The following is a 17,345-nucleotide window of genomic DNA, read 5'->3' on the forward strand; positions in this document are numbered from 1 at the left end:
CCGGATGACCATTGCGCTCCTATGCTGGACTTGTCATTTACATATTGCTTACGCGTTGCCGTCGCCAGGCTCCGATAGCGGGGAGCCCGTACGCCCACGATGCGTCAGGCCCGCCGAGATCGCCGACTGACCCGGTCGGATTGAGGTGATCCCTTTGGCAACCGCGACCGCGCCTCCCAAGGGAGGCCAGCACGCACTGAAACGCGACATCGGGCTGATCGGTCTGACCTGGACGTCAGTGGGGTCGATCATCGGCTCGGGGTGGCTTTTCGGCGCACTGTTCGCCGCCCAGGCCGCCGGTACGGCGGCGCTCGTCTCCTGGGGCATCGGCGCCGTGGCCATCATCATCCTGGCCTTCGTGCACGCCGAGCTCGGCGCGGCCTATCCGGTGTCGGGCGGCACGGGCCGGTTCCCGCACTACGCCTTCGGCACGGCAGCCGGCGCGTCCTTCGGCTGGTTCTCCTGGTTGCAGGCCGTCACCGTGGCCCCGATCGAGGTCATGGCCGCACTGAACTACCTCTCGGTGCACGCGAGCTGGATCCAGTCGGGCAAGAACCACCTGACCGGCGGGGGCTACGCGCTCGCGGTCGCCTTCATGGCCTTCTTCGTCGTGGTCAACTGGGTCGGCATCAAGTTCCTGGCCCACACCAACAGCGTCGCGACCTGGTGGAAGATCGCCATCCCGGTGCTGACCATCCTGGTCTTCGCGGCCACCGCCTGGCACAGCAACAACTTCGGCTACCAGGGCTTCTCGCCGTTCGGCTCGGAGGGCATGCTCTCCGCCATCAGCACGAGCGGCATCATCTTCGCCCTGCTGGGGTTCGAACAGGCGGACCAGCTCGCCGGTGAGAGCCGGAACCCGAAACGCGACATCCCGGTCGCGGTCATCGGCTCGATCCTGCTCGGTGCGCTGATCTACATCATGCTGCAGGTGGTCTTCATCGCCGCCCTGCCGCACAGCGCGTTCGCGGCCGGCGGCTGGGCCAACCTCACCTTCACCGGCAAGACCGGCCCGTTCGCCGGTCTGGCGACGACCATCGGTGTGGGCTGGCTGGCCACCGTCCTCTACATCGACGCGGTCGTCTCCCCGGCCGGCACCGGGCTGATCTACACGACGGCGACGTCCCGCGTCTCCTACGGCCTGTCCCGCAACGGCTACGTGCCGGAGATCTTCGAGAAGACCACCAAGCGCGGCGTGCCGTGGTTCGGCCTGCTCTTCGCCTTCGTCATGGGCCTGGTCGTCTTCCTGCCCTTCCCGACCTGGCAGAAGCTGGTCGGCTTCATCACCTCCGCGTCGGTGCTGATGTACGCCGGCGCGCCGCTCTCCCTCGGCGTGCTGCGCAAGTCCGACCCGGACCGCTACCGGCCGTACCGGCTGCCGGCCGGCAACTTCTGGGCGCCGGTCGCGTTCATCGTGGCGAACCTGATCATGTACTGGTCCGGGTTCGACACGCTGTGGCGGCTGGGGATCGGCATCCTGCTGGGCTACGTGCTGCTCGGCACGTCGGTGACGTTCAAGCTCAACCCCAAGACGCCGCACCTGGACTGGCGCTCCGCCCAATGGCTGCCGGTCTACCTGATCGGCATGGGCATCATCTCCTGGCGCGGCCGCTACTGCAGCGCCGGACCGGCCAACACCAGCTCCTGCGGCGCGAGCAACAGCATCCCGCTGTGGTGGGACCTGGGCGTGGTGGCCGCGTTCAGCCTGGTGATCTTCTACTGGGCCCAGGCGGTCCGGCTGCCCCGGGAGGAGACCCAGGAGTACATCGGCGACGTGGAGGTCGCCGAGGAGCCCAAGGGTTACCAGGCGCCGGAGCAGGGCGGCACCCCGTGAGCCCGTGACCTCGTGACACCCGTGACGACCCCGGGCTGACCCCTCGGGTGACTCGGACCGCCTCGCCGGCCAGTACCGCGGCGAGGCGGTCGAGCACGTGCGGCCGGGCGTTCCGACATGTCGACTTCTTCCGACGCGTCGGAGCGGCTGGCGTCAACTTCGCATTCGCGGACATCGCACAGGAGAGTGATCCGCGACTCCCATGCGTAGTCGGCTGGCTACGATCTGCGGTGGGGAATGCGGGCCCGCGTCGAGGCTGCCGCGCCTGCCGACGAGGAGCCCTGCGATGTCCCAACTCCCGGCCGACACCGAGGCGGCCGATACCGAGAAGATTGCGCGGCTCACCGCGCTGCCCGCGCCGCGCCTGCCGATGCAGGCGGCGCGCTGCCAGTACGAGGGGCTGCCGATCCACGCCCGCCCGCCGTTCGGCGTGCTCCGCCCCACGCGCCGCATCCGCGAGCACGCCCGGATGCGGCTCAGCGGGGTCCCCGCAGAGGGTCGGCCGTCGGCGTACGAGGTGGGCAGCTGGGTGAGCGTCCGCAGCGCGGAGGAGGTCCGCGCCACCCTGGACGCCGGCGACCGGCTCGGCGGGCTCTGGTTCACCGCGTCCCAGTGGACCTTCTGCGGCGGCGTCTACCAGGTCGAGCACGTGGTCCGCCGGATGCTCGACGACCACTACCGGATGCGCCGCATCTCCCGCACGGTCACCCTGCGCGGCGCGACCTGCTCCGGCGCGGGCCCCGAGGACGAGGGCTGCGGCCTCGGCTGCGCCCTGCTCTTCCGTGACGACTGGCTGACCCTCGCGGACGCCCCGCCGGCGCCGCCCGCCCCCCAGCGGTACGCCACGGTCCGCAGCCTGCACGAGATCCAGCAGACCCTCGGCCCCGACGGCACCCTGCTCGGCGTCCCCTTCCACGCCGCCATGGCCCGCCACGTCGGCCGCCGCTTCCCCGTCGCCCGCCAGGTCGTCCCGCGTGCCCTGCCGCGCTGGCAGTACCCGGTCGGCGAGTGGTACCAACTCGACGGCCTGCGCTGCCTCGGCGAACCCCTGGCGGGCCTCGGCTGCGACCGCCAGTGCGCGCTGCTGTGGCACCGCTCCTGGCTGACCCTCGAGTAGCCGAGGCGCGGGCGGCCTACCGGTAGGCCGCCCTCCTCGGTGCGTCGAGATCCGCCAGGTACTCCTCGAAGCCGATCGTCCCGTAGGGCTCCCCCGGCACCAGGTTCCCGCCGGCGCGGAACGCGCCGAAGACCCGGCCCGGGACGGCGATCGGCAGCAGCGGGCGGCGGGCCCGGCCGGTCTCGGCGAGGTAGACCCGGGCCAACTCCCGTGCGTCGCGCACCCGTGGGCCACCGATGTCCGGGGCGCGACCGAACACGGGCTCGGCGACGGCCAGTTCGGCGAGGCGCGCGGCGACGTCCCGCACGTCGACCGGCTGGAACCGCAGCGCGGGCACCGGCACGAGCGGGGACTTCGCCCCGACCGCGAAGAGCGTCCGCAGCAGGTCGTGGAACTGCGTGGCCCGCTGGATCGTGTACGGCAGCCCGGACTCCTCGAAGACCCGCTCCGCGGCGAGTTTCGCCTTGTAGTACCCGAAGGGGATCCGGTCGACGCCGACGATCGACACGTACACCAGGTGCGGCGCCGTCCCGTCCTCCCCGGCCTCCCGCACCGCCGCGACGAGCGCCCGCGCGATCGCCTCCTCCTGGCCCCGCCCGAATCCGGTGGCGCAGTGGACCACGGCCCGTGCCCCACGCACCGCCGCCACCGCCCCCGTGCCGGACCGCAGATCGGCCGTGGCCCACTCGTACGCCTCCACCCCCGCCTCCGGCCGCGACCGCCGGCTGACCACCCGCACCGGGTGCCCGTCCCCCAGCAGCCTCCTCACCACCGCCCGCCCGAGCACCCCCGTGCCCCCGGTCACCACGATCCGGTCCTGCCCCATCACCCACGCCTCGCTTCCACGGCCGACTGCTCCTCCAGTGTGGACAGCACAGCCCGCGCGAACGTGACACGAGGTGCCCGCGTCCGACCTGTCCGACCTGCCGGGCGTACCGCACCGTCCGTCCGTGACGCGACGGTCCAGTGGGCGGGTGGATCGTAAGGTGGGGCTGGTACCACCGGTCCCACCCCTCACGGATCACACCGCCGCACCCACAAGGAGCGCTCCCCATGTCGCAGTCCACCGTGCCTCAGGAAGGCGCCCCCGGGCAGGCCGAGCTGGCCCGGGCCGTTGCCGGGCTGATGCCGCGGGCCAAGGCCGAGCTGGCCGAGCTGGTCTCGTTCCGGTCCGTGGCCGACCCGCGGCAGTTCCCTGTGGAGGAGTGCGAGAAGGCCGCCCGCTGGGTCGCGGACGCGCTGCGCGCGGAGGGGTTCGGCGACGTCTCGCTGCTGGACACCCCTGACGGCACCCAGTCCGTCTACGGCGTGCTGCCCGGTCCCGAGGGGGCGCCGACGGTGCTGCTGTACGCGCACTACGACGTGCAGCCGCCGCTGGACGAGGACGCCTGGGTCTCCCCGCCGTTCGAGCTGACCGAGCGGGACGGCCGCTGGTACGGCCGCGGCGCGGCCGACTGCAAGGGCGGCCTGCTGATGCACCTGACCGCGCTGCGCGCGCTCAAGGAGAACGGCGGGGTGCCGGTCACCGTCAAGGTCATCGCCGAGGGCTCGGAGGAGCAGGGCACCGGCGGCCTGGAGCGCTACGCCGAGGCCCACCCGGAGCTGCTGACGGCGGACGCCATCGTCATCGGCGACACCGGCAACTTCCGCGTCGGCCTGCCGACGGTCACCGCGACGCTGCGCGGCATGACGATGGTCGAGGTCGCCGTCCGCACCCTCGGCGGCAACCTGCACTCGGGTCAGTTCGGCGGCGCCGCACCGGACGCGCTCGCGGCGCTGATCCGGATGCTGGACTCGCTGCGGGACGAGAACGGCACCACGGTCGTGCGCGGGCTCGAGGCCGAGGCCAAGCAGAGCTGGGAGGGCTTGCAGTACGGGGAGCCGGACTTCCGCACCGACGCCAAGGTCCTCGACGGTGTCGGCCTGATCGGCACCGGCACGGTCGCTGACCGCGTCTGGGCGCGCCCCGCCGTCACCGTCCTCGGCATCGACTGCCCGGCCGTCGTCGGCGCCACCCCGTCCGTCCAGGCCGCCGCCACGGCCCTGGTCTCGCTGCGCGTCCCGCCGGGCCTCGACGCCGCCCGCGCGGAGGAGGCCCTGACCGCCCACCTCAAGGCGGCCGCGCCCTGGGGCGCGCAGGTCGAGATCACCTCCCGCGGCCAGGGCCAGCCCTTCCGCGCGGACACCTCCAGCCCCGCGTACGCGGCGATGGCGGCGGCGATGTCCGCGGCCTACCCGGGCGAGCAGATGCAGATCGCCGGCCAGGGCGGCAGCATCCCCCTCTGCAACACCCTCGCCACCCTCTACCCGGAGGCGGAGATCCTGCTGATCGGCCTCAGTGAGCCGGAGGCGCAGATCCACGCGGTCAACGAGTCCGTCTCCCCGGAGGAGCTGGAGCGGCTCTCCCTCGCCGAGGCGCTGTTCCTGCGGAGCTACGCGAAGCGGTAGTCGGAACGAGGTCACCACGAGGCCCCGGCTGCTCGGCAGCCGGGGCCTCGTGCGTACTCAGCACGCCTCGGGCGTCCACCGGGGGTCGCGGCCGGAGAAGGCGAGCAGTCCGGCCGCCGTTCCGGCGTCGGCCGGGACCGGGAGCACCGGGTCGAACGTGCCGAAGTCGTCGCGCACGAAGGGGATCAGGAACGCCGCAGGTCGAGCATGCAGAAGACCTTGTCGTAGCGGCGGTCGCCGACGGCGACGAAGTCCGGCAGGCGGCCGTACTCGGTGAACCCGAGGGTCCGGTAGAGGTGGAGGGCGTTGGCGTTGTCGCCGCGGGCGTCGAGCGTCAGCACCTCGATGCCCGCCGCCCGCGCGTCCTCGACCAGGGCCGAGACCAGCGCGCGCCCCACGCCGCGTCCTTGGGCGGCCGGGTCGACGGCGACCTTCTCCAGGTCGGCGTGCGGTCGGTGGGTCGGCCGGGAGTAGCGGGTCCAGTAGCCGAGGCCGACCAGACGGTCGTCGAGGAACGCGACCCGCAGCGCCGCGTCACCCGCCCGCACGGCGGCGGCCACGTCCGCCAGCAGGGCGGCGACCTCCGCGCGCGACGGAGGCTCGACCCAGCCCAGCGCCGCGCCGTCGCGGACCAGGGTGGCCAGCAGCCGATGGGCGTCGGCGGCCAAGCCGTCGGGAAGCGAGTCGAGGGCCCGCGGGGTGCTCACGTCTCCTCCTCCTGGTGGGCCCGCCCTTGCGCGGTGAGCGCGGAGAGCGCGGAGAGATGGCACTCGAAGGCGCGGCGGCCCTTCGCGGTGAGGGAGAGCCAGGTACGGGGACGGCGACCGACGTGGCCCTTGCGGACGCGGACGTAGCCGATCTCCTCCAGGGCGACGGCGGCCTTGGAGAGGGTGGGCGCGGCGATCTGGCAGGTGTCGGAGACGGTGGCGAAGTCCGCCTCGCCGCAGCCGGCCAGGAACGCGGCCAGCTTCAGCTTCGGCAGGGTGCCGAACGCCTCGTCGGGGAGGGCGTTACTCATTCGGTCGGGTCCATCCGATGAGCCGGTACCAGGTCTCCACTCCGATGATCACGCCGAACGAGATGTTGCCCCAGCCGGTGCTACCAGCCAGATAGAAGGCGCCGCCGACGACGATCGCCGCCAGCAGGAACCAGCCGGACTTGCGGCGCCGGGCCCGCGTGGAGCAGGTCTCCGACAGCGGGACCACCCCGCCGCGGCGCCAGCGGCGCACGAGCTCCGCGTAGACGGCGAAGTGGGCGACGAGCATCACGATGCCCGCGATCCCGAAGGCCTGCGACAGCCCCGGGGACTTGTCGAACAGGGTGGACAGGCCGACAGCGACCATCGCCAGGCCGAACGTGGCACCCATGAAGACGGGGAACCAGCCCGGCACGGGCGGTGGTGTCGCGGCCCGGCGGGCATCGGCAGCGGCGCGCAGGGCCTCTTCGGGACTCAATTCAGCAGCCATGCTTGAACATTAGCATCTACTTTCCAGAAGGAAATTACTTTCACCGTCAGGACTCGGCGGCAGGCTGACTGTCAGTCGGGCGGGATACGGTCCCCGCATGACCCAGAGCCCGTACGACGCCGTCGCCGTCCGCTACGCGGAGCAGTTCCGGGACTCGCTCCGCGATCGTCCCCTGGAGCGCGCGCTGCTGGGCGCGTTCGCGGAGCTCGTGCGGGCGGGCGACGCCGGCGAGGTGCTGGATCTGGGGTGCGGACCGGGTTATGTGACGGCCCACCTGCGGGAGTTGGGGCTGAATGCCTTCGGCGTCGACGCCTCCTCCGCGATGATCGGGCTGGCGCGAGAGGCCTGCCCGGAGCTGCGGTTCGAGGTGGGGTCGATGGCGGCGCTCGACCTCGAAGACAGCTCCGTCGTCGGCGTGCTCGCACGCTACTCGGTCATCCACACCCCGCCGGAGGACCTGCCTGCCGTCCTCGCGGAGATCGGGCGGGTCCTGGCGCCCGGCGGGCACCTGCTGATCAGCCTCTTCGCCACCGACGACCCCGGGGCCACCTGGCAGGACTACGACCACACGGTGACCACGGCCTACCGGTGGTCCCCCGACCACTTCGCCGGCCTGCTGCGCGAGGCCGGAACGGCCGAAGTGGCCCGCACCCTGTGCGAGCCACTTCCCACCGATCGGCGTCAGTTCCAGGAGCTCCAACTTCTCGCCCGCAAAGGCTAGTCACTTCGCCTTCGGCTCCCGCTCGTACAGCCGGCGCGACCAGACGTAGGACACCAGGGTGACGCCGACACACCAGGCGATCGTGATGACCAGGTTGTCGCCGATCTTCGTGCCGGTCAGCAGCCCGCGCAGGGTCTCGTTGACCGCCGTGAAGGGCTGGTACTCGGCGAACCAGCGCACCACGGTCGGCAGCGAGGAGGTCGGGACGAAGCCGCTGCCGAGGAACGGCAGGAGCATCAGGAACATCGGCGAGTTGCTCGCGGTCTCCACGCTCTTGGCCGACAGCCCGAGCCCGACGCACAGCCAGGTGACGGCGCAGGTCAGCATCAGGATCACCCCGAGTGCGGCGAACCACTCGGCCACATTGGCGTGCGGCCGGAACCCGACGGCGAGCGCGGCCCCGGTGACGGCCACGACGCCGATCAGCGTCTGGATCGTCGCGCCGACGACGTGGCCGGTGAGGACGGACGACCTGGCGACGGCCATGGTCCGGAACCGGGCGATGATGCCCTCGGTCATGTCCTGGGCGACGGCGATGGCCGTGCCCTGGGCGGCGGCGACCACGGCCATCAGGATGATCGCCGGGGCGACGTAGTCGGCGTAGGCGGACCGGCCGCCGTGCATGCCGGCCGGCATCCCGCCGCCCAGTCCCGACCCCAGCGTCCCGCCGAAGACATAGACGAACAGGAGCAGGAAGACGATCGGCATCAGCATGACCATCAGGGTCAGCGACGGGTAGCGCTGCATGTGCTTGAGGTTGCGGCGCAGCATGATCCGGGCGTGCGCGAAGGCGTGTGACCGGGCGTCAGCGGTGATTACGGGGCTCGCGGTGGCGGTGATGGTGCTCATGGTCAGGCTCCCTTCCGGCCGGTGAGGGCGAAGAAGACGTCGTCGAGGTCGGGGGTGTGCACGGCCAGTGACGTGACCTCGATCGAGGCCTCCCTGAGCCGGTTCAGCAGGGTCCACAGGGTGCTGACGCTGCCGTCGCCGGGCAGTTGCAGCGTGAGCGCGTCGTCGTCGCGGCCGGTGGCGTCGAGCAGGGTCGCGGCGGCGTCCAGCGCGGTGCGGTCGGCGAAGGAGAGCTCGATGTGCCCGCCGGGAATCCGCGCCTTGAGCTCGGCGGGCGTGCCCTCGGCGACGATCCGGCCGCCGTCCAGCACGGCGACGCGGTCGGCGAGCTGGTCGGCCTCCTCCAGGTACTGGGTGGTGAGCAGGATGGTCGTCCCCTCGGCGACCAGCCCGCGGATGATGTCCCACATGGTGCGGCGGCTGCGCGGGTCCAGACCGGTGGTCGGCTCGTCGAGGAAGATCACCTTCGGGTCGCCGACCAGCGTCATGGCCAGGTCCAGCTTGCGCTTCATGCCGCCCGAGTAGCTCGACGCGGGCTTGTCCCCGGCCTCGACCAGCTCGAACCGCTCCAGCAGCTCCGCGGCCCGGCGCCGGCCGACGGCCGCGGGCAGCAGGTGCAGGTCGGCCATCAGCTTCAGGTTCTCCCGCCCGGTCAGATACCCGTCCACGGCCGAGAACTGGCCGGTGACGCCGATCGCGCGGCGGACCGCCTGCGGGTTCTTCTCGGGGTCCTGGCCGGCGACACGGATCTCGCCGGCGTCGGGGCGCAGATAGGTGGTGAGCAGGTGAACGGCGGTGGTCTTGCCGGCGCCGTTCGGGCCGAGCAGGGCCAGGATGGTGCCCTGTTCCACCGTCAGGTCGATGCCGTCGAGGACGGTCTTCTCGCCGAAGGACTTGTGCAGGCCACGGGCGGCGATGGCGGCGACCGTACGGGCGCCGGCGGTCTCGTAGGTTGCGGTGTTCACGCCTGGTCCTCCAGTCGGGCGGTGCGACGGATGGTGATGTCGCCGAGCTTGGTGCCGGCGATCAGCTCGACCTTGTCGACGGGCTCGCCGGCCGCGGGGGCCGCGGAGGCGCCGAGCTCGTTGTAGACGCGACCCAGGGTGGTGTCGAGCTCCAGCAGCGCGGCGCTGCCCTCGCGGACGCCGACCTCGACGGAGCCGTTCTTGGTGGTCGCGGAGACCTTGCCGCGGACGACCTCGCCGATGCGGACCTCGCCGTTGGCGCCGGTGACGGTGATGTCGGACAGGGCGCGGTCGACGGAGATGGTGCCGTTGGAGCACTTGACGGTCGCGCAGCCGCCGACGAGGCCGACGCGGACCTTGCCGTTGCCGTTGGTGACGTCGAGGGTGCCCTCGACCAGACCGAGCCGGACGTCGCTGGAGCCGGTCTGCACCTGCGCGGCGCCGACGACGCGGCCGACGGTGATCGCCCCGACGCCGCCGCGCAGGTTCACCGGACCGGTCTCGGCCAACCGGATCTCGCCGATCCCGGACTTGAACGCCACGGCGCCGAGCACGCCCTCGGCGTGGAAGTCGCCGTACTCGGCCTCCCCGCGCACCTCGGAGCCGGCGGGCAGCTGGATCAGCAGCTCGATCGACTCGGGACGCTTGCTGCTCCAGTTCACGAAGCGGTTCAGCGGCTTCCTGGAGACGACGCTGAGGGTGCGGCCGGCCTCGTCGTACTCGACGGTGGTGTTCGCGACGGCCTTGGCGTCGGCGGCCTTGTCCGGGCCGCTCGGCCGGAGTTCGACGACGGTGTCAGCCCGGTCGGAGACGGTGAACCGCACGTCGGCGGCGTAGAGGTCGAGGACGACGGAGATCGGGGCGGGGGTGTCGAAGCGCGAGGCGGACATCTCGGGTTCCTTTGCTGCGGTGGGCCGTGAAGTTCGATGGCTCTAATGTGGCACCACTTTGGCACCAGCGCAAGTGCTTCTGGCTCATGTTGGCACCGCTGCAGCTCAGCAATGGTGCCATCAGGCGGCAGGGGTGGTGCCACGTGGCACCACCCCTGGCAGCCCCCTGGCGGCGGGGCGAATTGAACGGCGTACAAGTCCCTGTACGGAATGTCCTAGGGTTGGCCACATGCCGCGCGACACCCTCAGCAGCGACCAGATCGTCGAGGCCGCCATCGCCCTGCTCGACGAGGAGGGCCTTGGGGGCCTGAACATGCGGGCCCTGGGCAAGCGTCTGGGTTCCGCGGCCACCGCCGTCTACTGGCACGTGGGCAGCAAGGACAACCTGATCACCCTGGCCGGCGACCGGGTCTGGTCCGAGCTGACGCTGCCCGAGGCCCCCGCGGGCCCGGACGGCTGGCGCGCGGCCGCCGAGGCGCTGGCGGTCGGCGTGCACGCCATGCTCACCCGGCACCCGTGGCTGGTGCAGGCCTTCGGCGCGCACCTGATGTTCGGGCCGGCCAAGGCCCGCCACGACGACTACATCCTCGCCCTCCACGAGAACGCCGGGTTCACCCCCGCCGAGGCGGACCAGGCCTCCGCGGCGCTACTGACCTTCGTCCTCGGCAACGCCCTCGGCCCCGCCGCGCAGGCGGCGCTGACCCGCAAGCTCGCCCGCGAGGGTGACGGCGACGCGGAGGCCAGGCTCGCCGAAGGCATGGCCCAGGCCCGCGAGGTCGCCTCCGTCCACCCGCGCCTGCGCGCCCGCCTGGAGGCCGAGAGCGGCACCGACTACGGCGCGGCCCCGCAGGACACCTTTACCTTCGGCCTGCACGCCCTCCTCGACGGCCTGGCCGCCCGGCTCGCCACGACACGGCGGTAGCGCACCCGCTTGCGGCCACTTCGCCACCGGAGGAGCGTCGTAACGGGGACACCGACAAAGGAATGGGGGCCAGTCATGTACGTACGCACGACTTATGTGACGGGCGATCCGGGAAAGATCGACCAGGCGCTGGACGGGTTGGTAGTGGAGGCGGTCAAGCTGCTCTCCGACCAGCCGGGCTACCGGGGTTACGGACTCTTCGCCGACCGCGAGCTCGGCAAGATCGTCATGGGGAGCTGGTGGGACAGCGTCGAGACGGCGCAGACCAGCAACGAGCACCTGCAGCAACGGCGCGCCGAGCTGTTGGCGCCTTTCGCGTCCTCCATGTCGATGATGACCGTCGAGGCGCTGGCGTTCACGCCGAGCCCGAAGGCCGAGGCGGGCGCGGGCTTCCGCCTCGGACGCTTCCAGATGCCACCGGACCGGCTCGACCGGATGGCCGAGAACTTCCGGTCCTCCGGCCTGCCCGCGTTCGAGGCCACCCCGGGCTTCATCGGGGCCTCGCTGCTCGCCGACCGAAGCACCGGCATGGGCTCGGTCGGCACGCTGTGGGCCACCCACGACGCGCTCGTGGCCTCCCGCGCCGCCCAGTCCGCCGCCCGGGCGAAGGCGACCGCGGACGTGCCGATGAACGTCATCGCCCTGGAGGAGTTCGAGGTGGTCATCCTCGACCGCCGCGACTGACCACACCGCACGGAGCGAGGGCCCGGACGGCCGCCCCGTCCGGGCCCTCGACGCGTCGGCCACCGCACCGCCGTGACCTGCGCCACCCGCCACCGGAAGGCGGACGTACTAGGGTGCCCGGGTGCATGGATCCGGGCCCGGGGCCCGGGGTGAGGAGAGCGGGCCGGTGCAGGGTGGGCTGCTGAACGGACGGTACGAGCTGCACGAGCCGCTCGGTACGGGCGGGATGGCTACCGTCTGGCGCGGGGTCGACCGGGTGCTGGCGCGGCCCGTCGCCGTCAAGGTGCTGAACGAGGGCCTGGCCGAGGACGCGCACTTCGCCGAGCGGTTCGCCCGTGAGGCTCGTCACGCCGCGATGCTGGTGCACCCGGCGATCGTGACCGTCTTCGACTCGGGCGAGGACGAGACCGGGGCGCCGTACCTGGTGATGGAGCTCGTGGACGGACGCACCCTGGGTGAGCTGCTGGAGGAGACACCGCGGCTGCCCGTCGACCGCGCGATCGCCATCGCGTCGACGGTCTGCGACGCGCTGCAGGTCGCGCACGCCGCCGGGCTGGTGCACCGGGACATCAAGCCGGGCAACATCATGGTCACGGACGGCGGCCAGGTGAAGGTCGTGGACTTCGGCATCGCCAAGGCCGGCAACGACGAGGCCCAGCTCACCGGCACCGGCTCGGTGCTCGGCACCGCCTCCTACCTGGCCCCGGAACAGGCCACCGCCTCCGAGGTGGACGGCCGCGCCGATCTCTACGCGCTCGGCTGCGTGCTGACCGAGATGCTGACCGGGCAGCCGCCGTTCACCGGCGCCACGCCGGTCGAGGTCGCCTGGAAGCAGGTGAGCGAGCGGCCCGCGCCGCTCTCCGCGCTGCGCCCGGACATCCCGCCCGCGCTGGACGGGGCGGTGCTGCGGCTGCTGGAGAAGGAGCCGGGCCGCCGCCCGGCCGACGCGGCCGCGGCGCGCGCCGAACTGCAGGCGGCCGGCCGCGGCGCGGCCACCTCCTGGCTGCCGCCGGTCGGCGAGCCGTCGGCGCTGAACCGGACCATGGCGATGCCGCCGCTGACGCCCCCGTCGGCCGAGTGGGCCTCCGGCGCCGTGCCGATGGACCCGCCCAGGCCGCGCCGTCGGCGCACCGCGCTGATCGCCGCCGCGGTGGTGGTCGTCGTCGGCTGCGTCGTCGCGGCGGTCGCCGCGCAGTCCGGCCCCTCGACGCCGACGGCCGGCACCGTGCCCGGCACCCACACCAGCGCACCCGCCGTCGCGCCGCCCTCCGACACCCCCACGCCGAGCCCGTCCCCGACCCACGCCACCGGCCCGGCGGCCATGATCGCCGCGCTGCGCAACGCCGTCGCGGCCGACGACAAACTCCCGCCCGACCAGCAGCAGTCCCTGATCGACGCGCTGGACAAGGCGGACCAGTCCCTCGCCCAGCAGGATCCCGGCGGCGCCGGGCAGGCGATTCACGACGCGCAACGGGTGCTGCGCAAGCTCGCCAAGGACCACGCCGTCGACAAGGCCACCAACCACAGCTGGTCGACGAAGCTCGCCGCGATCAGCTCGGCGCTGCACCGCCTGGCCTCCGGCGACAGCGGCGGGACCGGGCCCGGGACCGGAGTCGCCGGGAGCAACGACGGGGGTAACAACGGCTGAGGCGCCGCCGCAGCCCAGGCACGGATCGGCTCAGGCCGCCCGGTAGGCGCGGACGAAGGCCGCGACGCCGCCGGTGATCAGGCGGTCGGCCTCCGCCGGGGCGAGCGGCAGGACGCCGTAGCTGGAGAGCTGCACGATCAGGTGCGAGGTGAGCGCCAGGAAGTGCTGGGCGGCCAGGGCCGGGTCGCCGTGGACGTCGAGGAGCCCGGCTGCGGCCAGTGAGGCCATGGCGTCGGCGAGGGCACGGCCCGCCGCGCCGGGGCCGGCGTCGCGCCAGGCGGCCAGCACCTCCGCCGGGACGTGGTCGACCTCGGCGTGGATGTGGCGCACAAGCGCGAAGTGGTTCGGGTAGTCGGCGAGCAGGCCGACGAACGCACGGGCCAGGGCGACGAGTTCCCGCTCCAGGTCCTCGGCGCGCGGGGGCCGCTCCGGGTCCAGCACCGCTGCCATCCGCGCGAGCTGCGCCTGCGCGACCTCGCCGGACGTCCAGGAGACGACGGTGCGGAACAACTCCGCCTTGCCGCCCGGGAAGTGGTTGTACAGCGTGCGCGTGGAGATGCCCGCCTCGGCCGCGAGCGTGTCCACCGAGGCGCGCGCGTAGCCCTCGCGTCCGAACACGCCGCAGGCCGCGCTCGCGATCGCCATCTGCTTCGCGAGCTTCCGCGGCGGCACCTCGCGCCGCGCCTGTTCCAGCCAGGCCTCGTTGCCGCTGCCCACACGTGCCTCCTGCTCAGTCACCGAACTACAACGAGCGTTGCACTTTTTACAACGCTCGTTGTAGTTTACCGGAGGGCCGACCGCACCGCCGGTCGACCGACCCGATCCACGAGGGGGACATCCACCGCCATGCCTGCCACCGACACCTCCCGGAGCACCACCACCGCGTCCATCGGTGGTCAGGAGCCGCCGCTGCGCGTCGCCGTCATCGTCGGCAGCGTCCGCGAGGGCCGCCTCGGGCGCACCGTCACCGACTGGTTCCTCGACACCGCCGCCGCGCAGGGGGAGGACATGGAGTTCGACGTGATCGACGCGGCCGAGGTCCCACTGCCGCTCGTCATGCCCGGCTGGGGCGGGAAGCCCAGCCCGGAGGCCGCGGCCGCCCTACGGGACCTCACACCGCGCATCGCCGCCGCGGACGCGTACGTGGTGGTCACCCCCGAGTACAACCACAGCTTCCCCGCCGCCCTGAAGAACCTGATCGACTGGCACCACGGCGAGTGGCAGGCCAAGCCGGTCGGCTTCGTCTCCTACGGCGGCCTCGCAGGCGGCCTCCGCGCGGTCGAGCAACTCCGGCTGGTCTTCGCCGAGTTGCACGCGATGACAGTGCGCGACTCGGTCAGCCTGCACGGCCCCTGGTCGGGCCTGACGGCGGACGGCACCCCGCGCGACGCCGCCGTCTGCGAGGGCGCCGCCAAGGGCATGCTCGGCCAACTCTCCTGGTGGGGACGGGCGCTGCGGTCCGCCAACACGGCGCTGCCGTACCGGGGGTGAGCGGGATGCGCAGGACAGCGGGAACCACCGCACCCACCGCTACGACGGCCGCTGCGGCACCCTCCGTGACGGCCGGCGCGCCCGGCGCAGTCGGCCGCACGGTGGCGGTCGTGGTCACCGGCTCGATGATGTCCGTGCTGGACATGACGATCGTCAACGTCGCCCTGCATCGCCTCTCCGAGGCCTTCGACGCCTCCTTGGCGACGGTCCAGTGGGCCACCACCGCCTACACGCTCGCCCTCGCGGCCGTCATCCCGACGGCCGCCTGGGCCATGGGCCGGATCGGCGCCAAGCGCACCTACCTGACCGCGCTCGTGCTGTTCACGCTCGGGTCGCTGCTGGCGGCCTGCGCCTGGGACGCCGGCAGTCTGATCGCCTTCCGTGCCGTCCAGGGGTTCGGCGGCGGGCTGCTGATGCCCGTCGGCATGGCGATGGTGCTGCGCGCCGCCGACCGGGCCCGGCTCGGACGGGCGATGGCCCTGCTCGGACTGCCCGTCCTGGTCGGCCCGGTGGTCGGGCCGGTGCTCGGCGGGTGGCTGATCGACACCGCCTCCTGGCGCTGGATCTTCCTGGTCAACCTGCCCGTGGGCGCGGCCGCCCTGGCCCTGGCCGCCGTCCTGCTGCGGCCCGACCTGCCCCGGCCCCGCCCCGGAACCCCCTCCGTCGCACCGAAGTTGGATGTCCCCGGGCTGCTGACCCTCTCGCCGGGCCTGACCCTGCTGGTCTTCGGACTCGCCCGCGGCGGCGCGGGCGGTGACCTCGCGGCACCGGACGCGCTGTTCCCCGCCGTCGGCGGCGCGGTCCTCGTCGCGGCCTTCGCCCGACGGTCTCTGACCACGCGTCACCCGCTGCTCGACCTGCGGCTGTTGCGCGACCGGACCTTCGCCGCCTCGGCGGCCACCCTGGCGCTGTTCGCCTGCGGCTACTTCGGCTCCATGCTGCTCGGTCCCGTCTACTGGCAGCAGGCACGCGGCCTGAGCGCGGCGTCGGCGGGGCTGCTCGGAGCACCGGTCGGTCTGGTGGTCGGGACGACCATGCAGATCGCCGCCCGGCGGATCGACTCGGTCAGCCCGCGTCGGCTGATCCTGCCCGGGATCGCCTTCGGGGCGCTGGGCATGGCGCTCAACGCCCTCCAGATCGGCTCCCCGGGCGTCCCGGCCTGGCGGCTCGTCGCGGCGTCCATGGTGATGGGCCTCGGCGCCGGGATGGTGCTGATGCCGACCATGACGATCGCCGCCCGGGGACTGCCGCGCGACCGCGCCGCGGCCGCGAGCACCGTCCTCAGCATCAACCAGCAGGTCTGGGCGTCCGTGGGCACCGCGCTCGTCTCGGTGACGCTGGGGTCGGCCGGGGTGGACCCCGCCGGGTTCCGGACCACCTACGCGCTCGCGGCCGCGCTGCTCGCACTGGCCCTCGTGCCCGCCGCCCTCCTGCCCGCGCGTCCCCATCGGCGCGTCGACTGAGCCCCGCTCCCACGCACGCGACCGATCGGAGTCACCCATGCAATCCCCCGACCGCGCACTGGTGCTGGGCCCCGGCGGCCCCGTCGGCACGGCCTGGCTGACCGGGCTCCTGCTCGGCCTGCGCCGGCACGGCGTCGACCTCGCCGAGGCCGACCTGACCGTCGGCACCTCCGCCGGCGCGATCGTCGGCGCGACGCTCCTGGCCGACGGCCCCCATCTGGAACGCCTCGCGTCGCCGGAGGAGCCCGACGGCCCGCCACCGGCCCGGCCGGACGCCGCGCTGACCGCCCGCGTCTTCGGCGTCCTCGGCGACCGGAGCCTCGCACCCGAGGAGGCCCGGCGCCGCGTCGGCCGCCTCGCGCTCGACGGCGCCACGCCCGACGCCGAGTCGGCGCTGCTCACCGCGCGCGCCCAGCTGATCGGGACGACCTCCTGGCCCGAGCGGCGCCTGCTCCTCACCGCCGTCGACGCGAGCACCGGCCTGCCCGCCGTCTGGGACCGGGACAGCGACGTGCCGCTCGTCCGCGCCGTCGCCGCCAGCAGCGCCTTCCCGGGCGCGGCTCCCCCGGTCACCGTCCACGGCGCACCCCACATCGACGGCGCGCTGCGCGCGGGCGCGAACACCGATCTCGCCGCGGACGCCCGCCTCGTCGTCGTCCTGGAACCGATGTCCCGCACCGGCGAACCCCTGCGCCACGAGCCGTCCACCGATGGCTCCCCCGCCACCGTCACCGTCTCGCCCGACGCCGCCGCCCTCACCACCATGGGCCCCGACCCCGCCGACCTGACCCGCTGGGACCCCACCGTCGCGGCCGGCCTGCACCAGGCCGCGACGGTGGGGTCCCAG

Annotated in this window: 18 protein-coding genes; 10 read left to right on the forward strand and 8 right to left on the reverse strand. The window is 73.1% G+C overall.

Features of this window, described 5'->3' with window-relative positions; genetic code table 11:
• Positions 1-148: 148 nt before the first annotated feature.
• Both DN069_RS18935 and DN069_RS18940 read left to right on the forward strand, forming a co-directional pair.
• A complete protein-coding gene (locus tag DN069_RS18935; protein WP_207892196.1) occupies positions 149-1,834 on the forward strand; it encodes an APC family permease in 1,686 nt (561 codons plus the stop codon).
• 286 nt (positions 1,835-2,120) lie between these two features.
• Complete coding sequence (locus DN069_RS18940) at positions 2,121-2,951, forward strand: hypothetical protein (RefSeq protein WP_111502295.1); 831 nt, start codon at positions 2,121-2,123, stop codon at positions 2,949-2,951.
• A gap of 16 nt (positions 2,952-2,967) precedes the next feature.
• On the opposite strand, the gene DN069_RS18945 is transcribed toward DN069_RS18940, so the two are convergent.
• Positions 2,968-3,777: an SDR family oxidoreductase gene (locus tag DN069_RS18945; RefSeq protein WP_111502297.1), complete on the reverse strand. Its 810-nt coding sequence runs from the start codon at positions 3,775-3,777 to the stop codon at positions 2,968-2,970.
• Between the two features lie 227 nt (positions 3,778-4,004).
• Between DN069_RS18945 and DN069_RS18950 the strand changes: the two genes are divergently transcribed.
• Positions 4,005-5,399, forward strand: coding sequence for a dipeptidase (locus DN069_RS18950; RefSeq protein ID WP_111502299.1), 1,395 nt, complete (start codon positions 4,005-4,007; stop codon positions 5,397-5,399).
• Positions 5,400-5,584: 185 nt separating this feature from the next.
• Here the strand turns inward: DN069_RS18950 and DN069_RS18955 are convergent, their stop codons facing one another.
• Genes DN069_RS18955 through DN069_RS18965 form a run of 3 tightly spaced genes read right to left on the reverse strand, consistent with a single transcriptional unit; the run spans position 5,585 to position 6,865 of the window.
• Complete coding sequence (locus DN069_RS18955) at positions 5,585-6,106, reverse strand: GNAT family N-acetyltransferase (RefSeq protein WP_111502301.1); 522 nt, start codon at positions 6,104-6,106, stop codon at positions 5,585-5,587.
• A complete protein-coding gene (locus DN069_RS18960; protein WP_111502303.1) occupies positions 6,103-6,417 on the reverse strand; it encodes a transcriptional regulator in 315 nt (104 codons plus the stop codon). The genes DN069_RS18955 and DN069_RS18960 overlap by 4 nt, the downstream gene beginning before the upstream one ends.
• Positions 6,410-6,865 (reverse strand): hypothetical protein, encoded by a 456-nt coding sequence (locus tag DN069_RS18965; protein ID WP_133259963.1) that lies wholly within the window; start codon positions 6,863-6,865, stop codon positions 6,410-6,412. The genes DN069_RS18960 and DN069_RS18965 overlap by 8 nt, the downstream gene beginning before the upstream one ends.
• A 97-nt stretch (positions 6,866-6,962) precedes the next feature.
• Between DN069_RS18965 and DN069_RS18970 the strand changes: the two genes are divergently transcribed.
• Complete coding sequence (locus DN069_RS18970; RefSeq protein WP_111502307.1) at positions 6,963-7,586, forward strand: class I SAM-dependent methyltransferase; 624 nt, start codon at positions 6,963-6,965, stop codon at positions 7,584-7,586.
• Here the strand turns inward: DN069_RS18970 and DN069_RS18975 are convergent, their stop codons facing one another.
• Genes DN069_RS18975 through DN069_RS18985 form a run of 3 tightly spaced genes read right to left on the reverse strand, consistent with a single transcriptional unit; the run spans position 7,587 to position 10,290 of the window.
• Positions 7,587-8,435, reverse strand: a complete 849-nt coding sequence (locus DN069_RS18975) for an ABC transporter permease (RefSeq protein ID WP_111502309.1) — start codon at positions 8,433-8,435, stop codon at positions 7,587-7,589.
• Positions 8,436-8,437: 2 nt separating this feature from the next.
• The gene (locus tag DN069_RS18980; protein WP_111502311.1) at positions 8,438-9,400 is read right to left on the reverse strand and encodes an ATP-binding cassette domain-containing protein; all 963 of its coding nucleotides are present in this window, start codon (positions 9,398-9,400) and stop codon (positions 8,438-8,440) included.
• Positions 9,397-10,290: a DUF4097 family beta strand repeat-containing protein gene (locus DN069_RS18985; protein ID WP_111502313.1), complete on the reverse strand. Its 894-nt coding sequence runs from the start codon at positions 10,288-10,290 to the stop codon at positions 9,397-9,399. The genes DN069_RS18980 and DN069_RS18985 overlap by 4 nt, the downstream gene beginning before the upstream one ends.
• Before the next feature lie 229 nt (positions 10,291-10,519).
• On the opposite strand from DN069_RS18985, the gene DN069_RS18990 reads away from it, so the two are divergent.
• The 3 genes from DN069_RS18990 (at position 10,520) to DN069_RS19000 (ending at position 13,544) form a co-directional block, all read left to right on the forward strand.
• Positions 10,520-11,212 carry a TetR/AcrR family transcriptional regulator gene (locus tag DN069_RS18990; RefSeq protein ID WP_111502315.1) on the forward strand — a complete coding sequence of 231 codons (693 nt, stop codon included), beginning with the start codon at positions 10,520-10,522 and terminating at the stop codon, positions 11,210-11,212.
• A 75-nt stretch (positions 11,213-11,287) separates the two neighbouring features.
• Positions 11,288-11,896, forward strand: a complete 609-nt coding sequence (locus DN069_RS18995; protein WP_133259964.1) for an antibiotic biosynthesis monooxygenase — start codon at positions 11,288-11,290, stop codon at positions 11,894-11,896.
• 166 nt (positions 11,897-12,062) lie between these two features.
• On the forward strand, positions 12,063-13,544 hold the full coding sequence (locus DN069_RS19000; protein ID WP_111502319.1) for a protein kinase domain-containing protein: 1,482 nt from the start codon (positions 12,063-12,065) through the stop codon (positions 13,542-13,544).
• Between the two features lie 30 nt (positions 13,545-13,574).
• On the opposite strand, the gene DN069_RS19005 is transcribed toward DN069_RS19000, so the two are convergent.
• Positions 13,575-14,261, reverse strand: coding sequence for a TetR/AcrR family transcriptional regulator (locus tag DN069_RS19005; protein WP_111502321.1), 687 nt, complete (start codon positions 14,259-14,261; stop codon positions 13,575-13,577).
• A 129-nt stretch (positions 14,262-14,390) separates the two neighbouring features.
• Here DN069_RS19005 and DN069_RS19010 point away from each other — a divergent pair, with 129 nt between their 5' ends.
• From DN069_RS19010 to DN069_RS19020, 3 genes are all read left to right on the forward strand, one after another.
• Positions 14,391-15,035 carry an NADPH-dependent FMN reductase gene (locus DN069_RS19010; protein ID WP_111502323.1) on the forward strand — a complete coding sequence of 215 codons (645 nt, stop codon included), beginning with the start codon at positions 14,391-14,393 and terminating at the stop codon, positions 15,033-15,035.
• Between the two features lie 5 nt (positions 15,036-15,040).
• Positions 15,041-16,498 carry a DHA2 family efflux MFS transporter permease subunit gene (locus tag DN069_RS19015; protein ID WP_111502325.1) on the forward strand — a complete coding sequence of 486 codons (1,458 nt, stop codon included), beginning with the start codon at positions 15,041-15,043 and terminating at the stop codon, positions 16,496-16,498.
• Positions 16,499-16,535: 37 nt separating this feature from the next.
• The coding region (locus DN069_RS19020) for a patatin-like phospholipase family protein (RefSeq protein ID WP_111502327.1) at positions 16,536-17,345 on the forward strand (810 nt) is incomplete at its 3' end.

Origin of the sequence: Streptacidiphilus pinicola, from assembly GCF_003258295.1 — a bacterium.
Lineage (GTDB): Bacteria > Actinomycetota > Actinomycetes > Streptomycetales > Streptomycetaceae > Streptacidiphilus > Streptacidiphilus pinicola.

Bases quoted from the DNA above. Each gene is read 5' to 3' on its own strand.
- DN069_RS18940 (WP_111502295.1), top strand. From the start codon at position 2,121: ATGTCCCAACTCCCGGCCGACACCGAGGCGGCCGATACCGAGAAGATT.
- DN069_RS18945 (WP_111502297.1), bottom strand. From the start codon at position 3,777: ATGGGGCAGGACCGGATCGTGGTGACCGGGGGCACGGGGGTGCTCGGG.
- DN069_RS18950 (WP_111502299.1), top strand. From the start codon at position 4,005: ATGTCGCAGTCCACCGTGCCTCAGGAAGGCGCCCCCGGGCAGGCCGAG.
- DN069_RS18960 (WP_111502303.1), bottom strand. From the start codon at position 6,417: ATGAGTAACGCCCTCCCCGACGAGGCGTTCGGCACCCTGCCGAAGCTG.
- DN069_RS18965 (WP_133259963.1), bottom strand. From the start codon at position 6,865: ATGGCTGCTGAATTGAGTCCCGAAGAGGCCCTGCGCGCCGCTGCCGAT.
- DN069_RS18970 (WP_111502307.1), top strand. From the start codon at position 6,963: ATGACCCAGAGCCCGTACGACGCCGTCGCCGTCCGCTACGCGGAGCAG.
- DN069_RS18975 (WP_111502309.1), bottom strand. From the start codon at position 8,435: ATGAGCACCATCACCGCCACCGCGAGCCCCGTAATCACCGCTGACGCC.
- DN069_RS18985 (WP_111502313.1), bottom strand. From the start codon at position 10,290: ATGTCCGCCTCGCGCTTCGACACCCCCGCCCCGATCTCCGTCGTCCTC.
- DN069_RS18990 (WP_111502315.1), top strand. From the start codon at position 10,520: ATGCCGCGCGACACCCTCAGCAGCGACCAGATCGTCGAGGCCGCCATC.
- DN069_RS18995 (WP_133259964.1), top strand. From the start codon at position 11,288: ATGTACGTACGCACGACTTATGTGACGGGCGATCCGGGAAAGATCGAC.
- DN069_RS19010 (WP_111502323.1), top strand. From the start codon at position 14,391: ATGCCTGCCACCGACACCTCCCGGAGCACCACCACCGCGTCCATCGGT.
- DN069_RS19015 (WP_111502325.1), top strand. From the start codon at position 15,041: ATGCGCAGGACAGCGGGAACCACCGCACCCACCGCTACGACGGCCGCT.